The following is a 13606-nucleotide window of genomic DNA, read 5'->3' as shown; positions in this document are numbered from 1 at the left end:
CCCTCGACGCACCGACGGCATGAGCGACGCGTCGAACCTCGCGCGTGCGCGGACCCGGCCCTGGAACGACCGCGTCGACCCCTGGGTCGGCGCGCTGCTGAGCCTGCTGCTGCACCTGCTGATGCTGTGGGTGCTGCTGCATGCCGACGTGCCGGTGGTGCAGACCACCCAGGGCGCGCCGGCCGGCGGCCGCACGCGGGTGGACTTCATCGGCGAGAGCACCGCGCCGGCCGATCCGGCCCCGCCCAGCCCGCCGCCCTCGCGCCAGCCCACCCCGCCCACACCGGTCCCGCCCAAGCCGAAGGTCGCGCGCAAGCCGCCGCCGGCCTCGCGCCTGCAGACCACGCGCGTGGACCACGCGGCCGACCCGCTGCTGACCGAGGCCGACACCACGCCAGCGCCCAGCGCCACGCCCAGCCCGCCCGTGCCCACGCCGGCGCAGACCCCGCCCCAAGCGTCCACGCGCCCGCCGGCCAACCCGCCGCCGACCGACCGCCGCTCGCCCAACTGGGGCCACCCGCCCGGCTACATCGCCCAGGACAGCGCGCCGGAGAACGCCGGCTTCGACGACAGCCCGGCGCTCAACCAGGGCCGCGGCCGCGACAGCGGCATGGATGGTGCGAGCCTGTCCGTCGGCGGCTACCAGGCCTATTACGAACCGCGCGTGGAAGAACGCGTGCGCACCTGGATGGCGCAGGGCATGAAGGAGTTCTTCATCCCCCTGCCCGGCACCGAATACCTGATGGTGTGCCCGCTGGAGATCGTGCTGCGCAACGGCTCCGGCCCGTGCCGCGCGCTACCGCCGGATTCGCCCGAGCTCAAGGGCATCGGCGACTCGCGCGACATCATCAACATGCAGCGCGTGTATCACCGCGGCGAGCTGGTGTGGAAGGGGCCGGGGCCGTATCGCTGAGGTTGGGCGGGTGGGCTCAAGCGGATGATCGGATATGCGCTTAGGCGTTGGCCGATGGCCTGAGGCAGGCCGAAGGTGGGGGTGCCGGCGCCTTCGCTTCGACACCCACTCACGTGATTCGCGCACGAGTGCAGAGCATCGAACGCCTCGCCTGATGAGAAAGCGAGCAGGCCCTCGATCGCGCATGCGCAAGACCCCGGCACCGCGCACCACCTTGCACCGGATCGACACCGACTGGCCCAATACGGCTTCTCACCTGCCTGATCGGCCCGCTTCCATGTCGCCTGCCACGCCCACCTCCGCCGCGACCGTTCCCCTGCTGGAGACGCCGCGGCTGATCCTGCGCGAATACCGCGCCAGCGATTTCGAGCCCTTCGCCCGGCACCTGTCCGACCCGATCAGCGCCGAGTTCCTCGGCGTGGTCGACCGCCCCACCGCCTGGCGCTTCTTCTGCTCGCACGTGGGCATGTGGCAGCTGTACGGCGCCGGCTGGTGGTCGGTGACGCTGCGCGAGGGCGGCGAGCCGGCCGGCCATGTCGGCGCCTTCCTGCGCGAGGGCCACAACGGCCTGGAACTGGGCTGGAGCATCTACCGCCCGTTCTGGGGCCAGGGCCTGGCCGGCGAAGCCGCCGCAGCCGTCCTCGACTACGCCTTCCAGACCCGCCGCGAGCCGCAGGTCCACGCCCTCATCGACCCCGGCAACATCGCCTCGCGGCGCGTGGCCGAGCGCCTGGGCCTGCGCTTCGACGGCAACACCGAGCTGCATGGCAAGCCGGTGGAGCGATACGTGCGCAGCGCGACGCCCTCCGAGGCCTGATGTCGCGAGCGGCCGCCAGGTCGCCGACACGCCTCGCAGGCAGCGGATTCGGCAGGCCATCAGCCACGAGCGCTTGCGCGGCGCGCCGGTCGCCACCGACGGCGCCAGGCCCGCCGCGCCGCATCGCACCGCGGCGAATCAGGGATGCGCATCTCGATTTAGCCGCCGGACAAAACGGAGGGCTCGATCCCGTGCGCTAGTATCGAGAGGGGACGCACCCCACCATGCAAAGGAGCTGACATGGCGGATCCGAACCGGATGCCCAGCGACCCCTCCCATCCCGACCACGCGCTGTATCAGCAACTCCTGCGGGGCGTCGAGGGACTGCACCGCTGGCAGGGCGACCAGAACGCCAACGTCGCCGCCGCACTCTATGCGCAGGTCAAGGCCGATCCGCGCTTCCCGGAGCAGATCAGCCAGGTGGTGCTTGGCGATCCGTCCGCGAAGGTCCCTTCCGTCTTCGCCACCTACACACCGCCTTATGGGGCGGACCCCATGCGGGCCAGCGCGCCGACCTCGAGCGCGCAGACGCCAGCGGCGGACAGCCTGCGACCCTTCGCATTGCCTGCCTCCCAGGTCGACAAGGACGGCATGCTCACGGCCCCGGAGATCCGCAATGCGCGCGTCACCGCGCTCGAACATGGCGCGCTGACCTCGCCGGAAGCCATCGTGATGCACCGCACCGAATCCTCTACGGCAAAAAGCACGCTGGATGGCTACAACGCCGGCGGCCAGCCTGCCGGCGCGCACTTCCTGATCGACAAGGACGGCACCATCTATCAGACCGCGAGCCTGGACCACCAGACCTGGCACGTGGGCAAGATCCGCTCGCGCGGGGCCGAGGAAGGCACGCTGATCGAGCCCGACAAGACCTGGCACGCGCAGACCGGCTTCAAGCCCACGGCCATCAACAGCCACGAGAACGCGAACCCCTATCCCATCCGCTATCCCAACAACAGCGACAGCATCGGGATCGAGGTCGTGGGCGCCTACAACGCGACGACCAAGACCTGGGACGCGCCGACCGCCGAGCAGACCGCCTCGATCAATCGTCTGGTCGGCGTGCTGCAGCAGCAGTATGGATTGGACAACCATGACATCTACAAGCACGACACCATTTCCTACAAGACTGCGGGCGAGGGCGATGGCCTGTACGTGCCTGGCGCTGCCGCTGCTGGCGGCGTGCAACAGCCCGCAGGCCCGACCCGCTGACACCGGCGCGGCGCCGGCCGCTGCAGGCAGCGGCAACGTCCAAGTGCTGAGCGTGGGCACGTCGGTCTACGTGCCGGATGCGGGACGTGCAGCGGATCCGGGACTGGAAGCGGCTTGCAAGGCATGGAAGCTGGATCGCGAAGGCGTCGCGCGCTTCTTCGGCGCCAGCCGCGAGTATCCGGACGGCACGGGGGATGCGTTCTACGCCCTGCCCTGCACCATCAGCGGCCAGCTGCAGGCGGACGGCAAGACCTGGTCCTATGCGATCAATGCCGCCGCCACCGCGACGTGGACCCGTGGCAACGTGGTACGCACCTTTGGCTGTTCCGCCAGCGCGTGTACGCCGCTGGTGCTGATGATGCCCGACAACAATTCGGGCTAGTAGCGTTACACCCGCGGCGCCATCGAGGCCGCGGTGCTGCTGCCGATGCGACGCGGGACTGCAGGCCCGCTCGTCCATGTCCTTTCCCGCCCCGGCCGGATCGCCGAGGCTGGCACTGCACCCTCGATGCAGCCGGCGCTTGCGGGGCGGAGCGCAATCTCACGAGCGCCGATGCCGACATGGCACCTGTGGAACATCGACCACCAGGCACCGCCGCGCCAATCGTGTTTCAGCAGACGATCGGGCCCGACGCCCGCATGACGCGCCGACCCGAGCGCCTAACCGTTGCGTCGGGCGAACGCCTCGAACCGCGCATGCTCGGCGGACAGACGCTCGCGGAACTCCGCCGTGTCGGTGGGCCCGAACCCGACCTCGGCCTCGCCGCGCTCGATGCGCGGGAACACCGCATCGCAGAACGCGTCCAGATCCGCGCCGTGCGCCTGTCCCGGCCCCGCCAGGGCGGTGGCCACCGCCGGCGGAATCAGCTCGGTGACCGTCACGCCGGTCCCGGACAGGGCCCGGCGCAGATTCATCGTGTAGCTGTGCAACGCCGCCTTGGCCGCGCTGTAGCCCGGCGCGAAGGTCTGCGGATTGAAGGCGCCGCCTGAAGTGACGTTGACCAGCTGCCCACCCTGGCGGGCCTCGCGCAGCAGCGGGACCAGCAGCGAGCCCAGGTGGATCGGCGCGCAGAACAGCAGATCGATCTCCGCCTGACGCTCGGGCCAGGCCGCGGTGTCGTGGGCGATGTCGACCCGACGCTGGATGCCGGCATTGTTCACCAGCACATCCAGGCCGCCCAGCTCGGAGGCGATGCGGTCGGCCAGGCGCTCGCGCGCGTCGGCGCGCGCCAGGTCGCCGGCGATGGTCACGCAGCCGGGCAACTCGGCCCGCGCCTGCTCCAGGCGCTCGGCGAAGCGGCCGGTGATCACCACCCGCGCGCCGCCTTGGGCATAGCGCTTGGCCAGCCCCAGGCCGATGCCGGACGTGCCGCCCGTGATAAGCACTGTGCGTTGTGTTGTCATGTCAACAGCATGCGTCCGCTATTGTTGCCATGTCAACAAGGTGGAGATGCGCATGAGCAGGCTTTCGGAACAGGACATGCAGCGATGGATCGCCTGGAAGCGCGCCACCGAGGCCGTGATGGCCGCGGTCGTCGCGGAGATCACCGCACACACGGGCCTGTCGGCGGCGGACTTTTCCGTGCTGACGCGCGTGGTCGAAACGCCCGCGGGCCAGATCCGCCAGCAGCGCCTGTCCGATGATCTGGGCTGGGAACGCAGCCGGCTCTCGCGTCAACTGAGCCGCATGGAAACGCGCGGGCTGCTGCGCCGCGAAGGCTCGACCGCCAACTGGCAGGTCGTCGCCACCGCCGACGGACGCGACGCCGTCCGCGCCGCCCGCCGCGTCCACGCCGACGCCGTGCGGCGCGCCCTGATCGACGCGGTGCCCCCGGAAGATGCCGACGCGTTCTGGCGCGTGGTGGCGCGGCTTGGGGCGGGCAATCCGTCGCCCTGACCACCTAGGCATTGCCTCTAACCTTCCCTGCGCCAAGGCTTTTATCCCTCAGCAGGCGGATGAATTGGAGTTCAAGCCAGCAGCGTCAGACCCGCGGCGCGATCAGCGCCGTGTCCATCGAACATGCCGATATCCGCGCTGGACAGGGCACGCCGTCGACCTGACAAGGCTGCCCAGTGGATGCGCTTGCCAAACGCCTGCGCTACGCGCGGTCATGGCGCAGCGCGGCGCCCTCCGCCCATGACCCGCGATGCGACACGCCGGCCAGCTTGCGCCACAGCGCATACAGCAACAGCGGCACCGCCCAGCTGCCCCACAGCATCCAGGCGATCAGGTCCGGCGATGGCGCCAGGCCCTGCGCCACCACGCCCGCAAGCGACAGCCGGAACACCGCCGGGGCCAGCGTGACCAGATACGCACCCAGCATCCAGCGGCGATGCGCGGCCACGTTGCGACGCAGGATCGCCACCAGGCCCGCACCGCCGGTGACCAGCCACGCCAGCAAGGTGGAACTGAAGGCCACGCGGATGCCCGTCGGGGCCGGCGAGGTCGCGATCAGGCCGACCGCGCCGACCATGGCCACCAGCATCGCGGCGAAGTACACGCGGCCCGACACGCGATGCACGCGCCACAGCCGCGGCCAGCGCTGGGTCAGCAGTTGCACCAAGCCCAGCACCACGCCCAGCCCGCCACCGGCCAGATGGCACCACAGCCAGCCCCGCCGCAGCAGGAACATCGCGTACGCCGGCGAATCCAGCGCGGCGTACTTGAGATACGCCGCATGCAGAAAGCCGATGCCTAGCCAGCCCAGGGCCAGCACGACGGCCGCGGAGGCCGCCACCGAGATCCCTCGCCCGCTCCGCCCGCCTTCCCATGCCATCGCGCGACTCCCGTTCGCGGTGCTGCCGGCGCTTGGTTTCCTGGCGCCGGCAGGTGAGATCACCTGGCCTTGCGGACCAGCCCCACCCCCACCAGAACAGAAAGCGGCGAGGCGGGCGGATCGCAAGGTGCCCCGCGCTTCAGCGGCGCGGTGCTGCCGCCGATGCTACGCGGGATTGCGGGCCCGCTCATCCGTGACCTTCCTCATCCGGGACGGCTGGCCGACGCCGGCGCTGCCCCTCTTTGCGCCGCCCGCCGCTTACGGGGGCGGAGCGGAACCCACGAGCGCCGAAGCCGACAGCGGCTCCCCGCCCCGCAGCCGCTGCGCGTAGATCGTATCGACCAGCACCCGCACCTCGTGCGCCGCATGGAAGATGCTCTCCCCCAACGTGCCCAGGCTGGCGTCGTCCAACTGCGCGCCCGCGCACACCGCCACCATGTCGCTGTGCGCGCTGATCGTGCGCAGCAGCTGATGGAACCGATCGATCTGCGCCTGTGTCGCGCCGAACGCGTAGCTCGCGCTGGGCGGCGCGGCGGCCTTGGCCCGGGCCTTTGCGGACTTTTTCAAGGCCTTAGAAGTTGTCACGGCATCCTTCCTCGACAGGGCGGACAGAGCGTCCGTGAGTCGAACTTATCCGTTTTTCGGATATTTGAAAAGGGGATATAGCGTCGTTGCTCCCGCGCGACTTTCCCCCGCCATGTCCACCAAGTCGATCCATAAAGCGGAGTACGCAGTCCTGCTTCAACAGCTGCGCGATATCCGGTTGGCTGCAGGGCTGACGCAAGTGGGCCTGAGCGCCGCGCTGGGCCGTCCCCAGTCCTACGTAAGCGATGTCGAACGCGGTGAGCGGCGGATGGATCTGCTGCAACTGCGTGATTTCTGCACCGCCTGTGGAACCTCTCTCAAGGCATTCGTTTCGAAGTTCGAGCGAGCGCTGGCCGGCTGACCACAGCTGGCTTTTGGTGACGCGCCGCGCTTGATTGCTCACGGCATATCTTCGTAGTCGCGACTTCTTAACCGCTCCGTCTGCTCATCGCCGTACCCGCGAACCCTTCCTCGGCTGCAGCCAATTCCCCAAATGCAGGGCGCCGCCCGAGTACCCCTGATCCCGCTTCTCACACGGAACTCCACCATATCCTTCGACCTATCCGCTACTGCACGGAGCCCTGGGCGCCGCTTTCCTGATCCGCGGCGTCAGCCACCTGCTCGAGACGATGCCCACATTGCTGCCTGCGACGGATGCCACGCCCTGGGTCAACGGCTACGCGGTCGGACAATCCCTTGGATTCACGGTACAGCTGATCGCAGGCGTGAGTCTGCTGATTCTGGCCGTCCGCCCGTTGCTGACGAAGCGCGACAAGCAGCAGTCGGAAAGCGCGCTCTGACCCTCTTCGATGTGTCGAAATTTTCCGCCGCCGAAGCTTGGCCAATATTACTGCTGGCAGACTTAGCCCTAGAAGTTGCCGCTTGGTTAATTGTGAAGAATCCACGTCACTAATTCCCCGTAATCTTAATTTCTATGTGATCTTTCCTGTATCCCTCGTCCTCGCTTAGCTTAAAATTAACCGAAGCTCCGGCTCCAATTGCGTTCGCGACATCCCGAATCAGCTTGGCTAGTAAGCACTGCTTATGTTTCCAGAACTTTTCAAAATCTTCGCTCCTATCCAAAGTACCATCGATATCTATTAGGGAAAATAGTCGTTCTTCGTCGAGACGAAGTGCGTATATCGGGTCCAAATGCTTCGTTGCACCGAATTCGAACTCGTCACTTCCTTCCTGCTTTAGTCGAATTCGAATGCTTTTTGTTTTCGAGACCTTCTCCATAAGCTCAGAGTATGAGCAGACCGTCCTTTGAAATATGAAGAGCGGTTTGGTCTCGTCTGGTGCGGAAATAATTGCGAGCGCCCGCTGCACGGCAAGAGTTTCTGCCTCGTTCTCGCAGATGCCGAATGCTTTAATCGACGCCCCCCTAACCCATTCTTTGTCTTGCGTAAGTAGGAAGTCATCAAACCTGTCGCGGGCTGCATTGGTCGTTTCTCGATCTAAGAAGCCATAAGCTGGCTGCATGCCACTCACGCCCACAAAAATTCCCTTGTCATATACAACAAGGCTTCCTTTTGCAGAATACTTAGAATCATCCTCTAAAGGCATTAAAAAGGCCCGGCCGATCGTCTGGCCGTTTTCTGAGATGTCGGTCATCCCAGAACTAAATTTCTTAGCAACTTCGTCCCGAGGAAAGAACATCGGGGTAAAAAGCGAAGTCAAATCTTCGCCGCTTATCGAAGCCCAATCAGAAACACTAACCCGCTTGCGAACTTGTCCATATTCGACTTCTAATGTAAATGGCAAAAGTCCACCGATCTCCTTCACCATGTCCACCCAAAAATCCTCTGATCCGGGGCCTTGCTTATGCCGACCTCTCTGTTCAAAAAATCGAAATTGACTGGAAAGACGACGCTTTGTGGTGGCCTTAAATAGATCCGGCCTTAGATTTAGGGTGATTTGTGTGTGCCAACGCGTGGAGGTTTCGTTTTCACTTGCCAATCTTATTAAAGGCCTTGAGTTCAAACCCTCTTTGAATTCGAGGATTCTAGTTGAAGCTATGTTATCTCTGAACCGCCGAGAGGCCACCTTCACATCATTAGCCCACATGAAGACTGAGAAAAATCCGATGCCGTATCGGCCACGCATCTTTGTTAGCGCCTTACCTATTCCCGGCATCTCTTGCCTTGCCTCTGCCGATCGCCAGAATGAGGAGCCAAAATCAAGAAGAGCACTAGTTAATGTTCGCTCCGACATACCCACGCCGTTGTCAGAGACAGTTATGCTGCGCTGAGAATCGCTTTCATCTATCGAAACTAGTATCCGCGCATCACCGACGGAAAAATCTTTATCCACCGCAATTCTAGCCTCGATAGCATCTGCAGAATTCTGAATTAATTCTCTAAGCGTCGCGTACTCATAATTATATAGGTCTGAGCCACCGACAGTGCTTGCTAGTTTTGCAACATCCGTAACCCTAAGATTCACTGCGAGTGGTCGCCAGCCATTTACTCTTATATACTGCGACAACGATTCAGGTGAATCTGCTCCGCGAACACTATTGACGCTGAACCTATTGGCCCCGCGCCTGACGTTAATTTCATCTGCTGATCTAAGTTCGCCATCAATCATTCTCACTGCGTCGAATGCTAAATACCACGCATCAGCTTCCTTGGCTTCGAAGGCTTTGGTACTCGTATAGACAATTGCCATTTCATTAACTTGCGGTTTGGCTAGTCGGCTCTGAAAGTTCCAGTGTTCTCCTGATAAACCGGCGGGATTTTGTATTGCATATGCCATCAATGGAGCCCTTCGATGATCTATATGTGCCGCGTCAGCGCAGCGCAATAGCAATGCGACCTTAAGCACATCCACTTTCCATTCGATCGGGCAACCACTGATTGCTCCCAGTCCTTCCGAGAAATCCTCTAATAATTTTGAATGCGGCCAATGATGGCTTGCTGCAACTCTTCCGATCGTTTCACCGTAATGTGCTTCAAGCTCAGAATTGTCAATCAAACCAATTGACTCAGATGAATTAGGAATTCGCCACCTTTGCGTAGCTAAAATGCTGGCACGCTCTGCGTGCATAACCCTCAGCGCGTCAACGCGCGCAAGTCGTTCTGCCTCGGAATTTTGCAGATGATCCCGACCCTCGTAAAAAGCTAAGGCGTCTGCATACGCCGGCAGGACCATAAGGTCTTCCCACCCTTTTTCGTACGCGGCCAATGTCATGCCGGCATCGTGTAAAAGGATAGCACCGCCTAAAACGAACCCTTCAGCTGGATTTATCTCTACATCCGGAGCGATGAGCGATGCCATTTCCCACAGTGCATCTAGGTGCGAAATATCGTGTACTGTGTAGCCTCGCATGTCTTCCTGAACATGTGAGACCAAAGTCCTTACTTTATCTCTAAATTGACTCAAAGCGATGGCGAATCTCGAAGCTGCCTCTGAATCTTGGGGTCGTGCTTCAAAAGCCTTGCGATACAGCAAAGAGCTTTTCATTATTGAGTCTTCGTACATGCGAGCTCCTTTCCATTGGAGAGATATGAATTGGCAATCCACTTTTGAGTTGCTATAACTTGTTTCATATTGCGTGACAAGTTGTCTTAAACTGACGCCAGATGGGTTCGTCCTTTTCAATCTCCATCTTGTTTCAAGATGACTCGGATTTGACCAATCGTTTATAAGCTGTATTGGCCACTAGCTCAAGCATAAAGGGCTCGCCATGATAAGGAGGATGCGGAGCCGCATCGCCCTGTCGTCGCCGGTGTGCGCTATGCCAAGGTGGATGCGAGAGACTCATCGGGTACTGGATTAACATGTTAGGACAGAGCAGAGAGGGCAGTTTCTCCACAGAGCGCGCTCGACCCTCACCGCAGCTCCGCTCTATATCTTGGCCTCCCCTGCATCCCCCACCCGACATCCTCGCCGCCAGCTCAACTAGCACAGGGGTCAGAGTGCACTTTCTGATAAATCCCGCCCCACCCCAATTTTCTATCGACGTCCCCCGCTTTCAGTAGCGGGGCTCTTTAGAGTCCGGGCTTCATCCTAGCGGCTTTGCCGCTAGCTGTTGGCGCGCTCTTGTGAAAGGCACGCTAGCTCGTTCGAAAGGCACGCTAGCTCGTGATTTCCCTGCCGCCTCTTATCAGTTCCCGAAGTGCCGGGAGACGGAATGAGCGCCGCAAGCGCCCAAAAGCTGCACTCTGACCCTATTTTCCCCCTGCGCCGGGGCACGCACTCCCCAAGGTACCGGGCGCCCTGGGCTGCTGGGCCGGCACCGGGCAGCGGGGGACCGTCAGGCTGGCGGGGCCACCAGGCTCACCACGACGCGATGCACGCACGGACGGCCAGGACGCTGAGAGTGAGGAAGAGGACGAGCTCCAGCATGGGCGTCTGCGCATGGAGGAAGCCGACGGGCACGCCCCCATCGGCGTGGAGGCCTCATAGGCTGCCGAACACGCGCACCGCGAACACCGCGGCGCCGAGCAGCAGCAGGACGGTGGGGTAGAACGTCAGCGCGAAACCGAACGCCCGGCCGCGCGCGCCCCGCGCGTACCCGACGAAGAACAACGCCCGCCCCAGCAGGAACATCCCCGCCGCCACGGGCAACACTCCGAGCCAGCGCGCAGGCGCCAGCGCCCCCCACGCGGCGTAGACGGGCACGGCCAGGGCCAGCTGCTCCAGCGTGTTCTGCAGCAACGCCTGGAGCAACCGCGCCTGGCGGGTGCCTTCGGTCATGCCACTGCCATCCAGGTCGGCCGGCGTATGGAAGCGATGGGCTGCCAGCCGCGCGATGCAGAAGGCCAGCGCCAGGGCAGGCGCCAGCGCCGCAAATGCGACCAAGTGCAAACGCCCCTCCAGCGCGTCCTCCGCCCACGCGCCCGGCATGGCGAGCGCCGCGCCCAGCCCGACCGCCGCCAGCACCAGGGCCGACGCCATCCCGAAGGCAACACCGCGCTGTGGCGTGGACAAGCTCATCGGGCCCCTGATCGCAGATCCCCCGGTTGCGCCGTGCCGCAAGGCGGCCGGCCGGACGGATGGTGGTTCGGCTACAGCGCGCCCGACATGACGCCGGCCGCGAGAATGCCGAACAGCATGGCAGAAAACACCGCCAGGATCGTCATGCCCGGACGCCGCCCTGCCAACCCTTGCGGGCATCCCATTGCGCGGCCAGCTCCCGGAACTGAACCCCGGTCACAGCCTGACCCAACCCGATCATCGCCAGCACCACCAGCAACGCGTAGAGCCAACCGAACGGCTTGAAGCGCCACAGGTCATAGCTGACCGGAAACAGGGGTCAGAGTGCAGTTTCTTCGCAAGGCACACTGACCCCTGCTACCACCCGGATCTACATCCTTGACCTACTCTGCATCCCCTGCCCGGCATCCTCCCCGCCAGCTCAACTGACGGAGTACACACGATGATGAAGTGGATGGGTGCCGCACTGGCCACGGCGTTGCTGGTGTCCGGCTGCGCCAGGGGGGAGGGCGAGAAGTTCGTGGGCCACTGGGTCAACGTGCAGACGCAGGACGAGACGATGGACATCGAGCGCAGCGGCGAGGCCTTCATGGTCCGCAGCACCACGCCGAAGTTCTTCAGCCGCAAGCCCCAGACCGACAGCTACCCGGCCATCTACAAGGACGGCGCGCTGCAGGTGAACAACGACGGCGAGACGGTCACCTTCGCCATCGATGAGGCCAACGGCCACCTCAACACCGGCAGCGATCAGTACCGCCGCGTCGAAACCAAGTGATGTGAAAGGCTGGCCCCCCCAAACGCGGGCTCAGCCGACCGGATCAGGGGTACGCTGTGGTCCTCGCATGGAAGCCGGACACGCTCCACCGGCGTCGTCCGGGACCGTCAGACGCCATGGCGCTCGCTCCATGCGGTGGACCTCAGGAAAAGGAAGATCGCCATGCCACGCTTCACGCCTTGCGGCTGGACTGCATCGATGGCTTTGATTGCCGCCGCGGCCCTGCCGCTTGCATCCTGCACCAATACGGGCACGGCGCATCGCGCGGCGACACAGGAAGCCTCCATGAAATCAGGAGTTGGTCCCATGCTGGAAGAGATCTACGCGTCCCGGAAACCTGTCCGGTTCGAACAGTTGGATGTCAGCGACATCGTGCGCAGGCATTTCCCCGTCGGCATCGACAAGGCCACCGTCGTTGATGCGTTCGCAAGCTCCTCCACCTCGAAGGTGGTCGAGGACACGGCGGACAAACTGGTGGTACGCGACAACCATGGTCAGGCCATGCTGGATCCGGATGCGCGCTCTGTCGTGATCACCTTCCACCTGGATGCGGATGGCAAGGTGTCCGGGATCGAAGCGCTGCACCTCAAGAACCAATAGGGATCCTGGAGCGCCTCATGGACGAGAAGATCGAGGTCGGGTACCGCAACATCGGGTCGCAGTTGGGCAAGGACTATCACCACAAGTTCCTGCTCTACACGGACAAGCAGGGTCACCAGCACACCATCAGTGGATGGACGGGGGATCCTCAGCCCGGCCTGCCCTATGGAAGGATGCACGTCGAGGCCAACCTTCCCTACGACAGGACAAATCCCGACCATCCCGCCAACCCCAACGCGGTGGGCCAGAAGCAGTATCGGGAGGGCATCGCGCACGGTCCGGACTTGTCCAAGACCTGGCAGCAGATGATCGCCAACGCCAGGAGCAAGGACGACAGATACCCTTACGACCCGCTGGAGCAGAACTCCAACACGCTCGCAGACAGCGTGCTGCGGGACGCAAAGCTGCCGGAGCCCAGGCAGGATGGATTCACTGGTCATTGGGCGCCCGCATCGGGTCGGCAGCTGGATGAGTCGATCAAGCCGGTCGTGCCTGGGCTTGGCAATTCAGGCCGTGTCTCCAGCGCCGGGCACCCCGCCCTGGATGCCGATCGCGAGGCCCAGCTGCGCAACGACCCGTATTTCAGGCAGGCGCTCGCAGGGCTGGACAGGCTTGGTCCCGAGGCAGGCGTCTACATGAACCAGCAGGACAAGGAACGGATGGCGGGTGCGCTCGCGGTAGAAGCCAAGCAGGGCCGTCTGCCGGGGATCCAGGAGGTAGTCGCCAATCCGGCCAACGGCAACCTGTTTGCGGTCTGGAAGAATCCGGGAAACGATCAGGACGTCATGCGCGTCCACATCGACAAGGGCGAAGCGATCAAGCAGCCCTTGGCCGACCATCTGCACAGGCTTGAAATCGCCAACCAGCAGGCCATGCAGGCGCCAACTCAAGAAGCCCATTCGCGCTTGATGGAGCAGCCCCACCACGGCGCACTCGCGCGGTAAGTTCCTTTCGAGAGCCACGAGATCCCCGCCTTTACGGGGATG

Annotated in this window: 15 protein-coding genes; 10 read left to right on the top strand and 5 right to left on the bottom strand. The window is 63.6% G+C overall.

The genetic code is table 11. From position 1 onward, the window contains the following. Positions 1-19 precede the first annotated feature (19 nt). From MWN52_RS00705 to MWN52_RS00690, 4 genes are all read left to right on the top strand, one after another. Positions 20-913 (top strand): type II toxin-antitoxin system RelE/ParE family toxin, encoded by an 894-nt coding sequence (locus tag MWN52_RS00705; RefSeq protein ID WP_286576075.1) that lies wholly within the window; start codon positions 20-22, stop codon positions 911-913. 184 nt (positions 914-1097) lie between these two features. Continuing rightward, the gene (locus tag MWN52_RS00700; RefSeq protein WP_286576073.1) at positions 1098-1730 is read left to right on the top strand and encodes a GNAT family N-acetyltransferase; all 633 of its coding nucleotides are present in this window, start codon (positions 1098-1100) and stop codon (positions 1728-1730) included. Between the two features lie 240 nt (positions 1731-1970). Continuing rightward, entirely contained in the window at positions 1971-2942 is a 972-nt protein-coding gene (locus MWN52_RS00695; RefSeq protein WP_286576072.1) for a peptidoglycan recognition family protein, read from the top strand. Positions 2943-2994: 52 nt separating this feature from the next. After that, the gene (locus MWN52_RS00690; RefSeq protein WP_286576070.1) at positions 2995-3324 is read left to right on the top strand and encodes a hypothetical protein; all 330 of its coding nucleotides are present in this window, start codon (positions 2995-2997) and stop codon (positions 3322-3324) included. A 278-nt stretch (positions 3325-3602) separates the two neighbouring features. Here MWN52_RS00690 and MWN52_RS00685 read toward each other — a convergent pair whose 3' ends face one another. Beyond that, on the bottom strand, positions 3603-4328 hold the full coding sequence (locus MWN52_RS00685; RefSeq protein ID WP_286576069.1) for an SDR family oxidoreductase: 726 nt from the start codon (positions 4326-4328) through the stop codon (positions 3603-3605). 70 nt (positions 4329-4398) lie between these two features. On the opposite strand from MWN52_RS00685, the gene MWN52_RS00680 reads away from it, so the two are divergent. Beyond that, on the top strand, positions 4399-4839 hold the full coding sequence (locus tag MWN52_RS00680) for a MarR family winged helix-turn-helix transcriptional regulator (RefSeq protein WP_286576068.1): 441 nt from the start codon (positions 4399-4401) through the stop codon (positions 4837-4839). Between the two features lie 202 nt (positions 4840-5041). Here the strand turns inward: MWN52_RS00680 and MWN52_RS00675 are convergent, their stop codons facing one another. Together MWN52_RS00675 and MWN52_RS00670 are read right to left on the bottom strand one after the other, a co-directional pair. Then, positions 5042-5656, bottom strand: coding sequence for a DUF2306 domain-containing protein (locus tag MWN52_RS00675; RefSeq protein ID WP_425608139.1), 615 nt, complete (start codon positions 5654-5656; stop codon positions 5042-5044). A 321-nt stretch (positions 5657-5977) separates the two neighbouring features. Further along, on the bottom strand, positions 5978-6304 hold the full coding sequence (locus tag MWN52_RS00670) for a hypothetical protein (protein WP_425608063.1): 327 nt from the start codon (positions 6302-6304) through the stop codon (positions 5978-5980). 112 nt (positions 6305-6416) lie between these two features. On the opposite strand from MWN52_RS00670, the gene MWN52_RS00665 reads away from it, so the two are divergent. Together MWN52_RS00665 and MWN52_RS00660 are read left to right on the top strand one after the other, a co-directional pair. Further along, on the top strand, positions 6417-6665 hold the full coding sequence (locus MWN52_RS00665; protein WP_286576065.1) for a helix-turn-helix domain-containing protein: 249 nt from the start codon (positions 6417-6419) through the stop codon (positions 6663-6665). A gap of 268 nt (positions 6666-6933) precedes the next feature. Next, positions 6934-7104: a hypothetical protein gene (locus MWN52_RS00660; protein WP_286576064.1), complete on the top strand. Its 171-nt coding sequence runs from the start codon at positions 6934-6936 to the stop codon at positions 7102-7104. A 109-nt stretch (positions 7105-7213) separates the two neighbouring features. Here MWN52_RS00660 and MWN52_RS00655 read toward each other — a convergent pair whose 3' ends face one another. Beyond that, positions 7214-9787 carry an HD domain-containing protein gene (locus tag MWN52_RS00655; protein WP_286576063.1) on the bottom strand — a complete coding sequence of 858 codons (2574 nt, stop codon included), beginning with the start codon at positions 9785-9787 and terminating at the stop codon, positions 7214-7216. Between the two features lie 921 nt (positions 9788-10708). Continuing rightward, entirely contained in the window at positions 10709-11245 is a 537-nt protein-coding gene (locus MWN52_RS00650) for an MAPEG family protein (protein WP_286576062.1), read from the bottom strand. A 442-nt stretch (positions 11246-11687) separates the two neighbouring features. On the opposite strand from MWN52_RS00650, the gene MWN52_RS00645 reads away from it, so the two are divergent. From MWN52_RS00645 to MWN52_RS00635, 3 genes are all read left to right on the top strand, one after another. Further along, positions 11688-12020 (top strand): hypothetical protein, encoded by a 333-nt coding sequence (locus MWN52_RS00645; RefSeq protein ID WP_286576060.1) that lies wholly within the window; start codon positions 11688-11690, stop codon positions 12018-12020. Positions 12021-12182: 162 nt separating this feature from the next. Continuing rightward, entirely contained in the window at positions 12183-12620 is a 438-nt protein-coding gene (locus MWN52_RS00640) for a DUF6393 family protein (protein ID WP_286576059.1), read from the top strand. A gap of 17 nt (positions 12621-12637) precedes the next feature. Continuing rightward, on the top strand, positions 12638-13564 hold the full coding sequence (locus MWN52_RS00635; RefSeq protein ID WP_286576058.1) for an XVIPCD domain-containing protein: 927 nt from the start codon (positions 12638-12640) through the stop codon (positions 13562-13564). The last annotated feature ends 42 nt before the right edge of the window (positions 13565-13606 follow it).

The sequence above is a fragment of the Pseudoxanthomonas winnipegensis genome, from assembly GCF_030322905.1.
GTDB classification, from domain to species: domain Bacteria; phylum Pseudomonadota; class Gammaproteobacteria; order Xanthomonadales; family Xanthomonadaceae; genus Pseudoxanthomonas_A; species Pseudoxanthomonas_A winnipegensis.
This window is presented reverse-complemented; position numbering and strand designations above follow the sequence as displayed.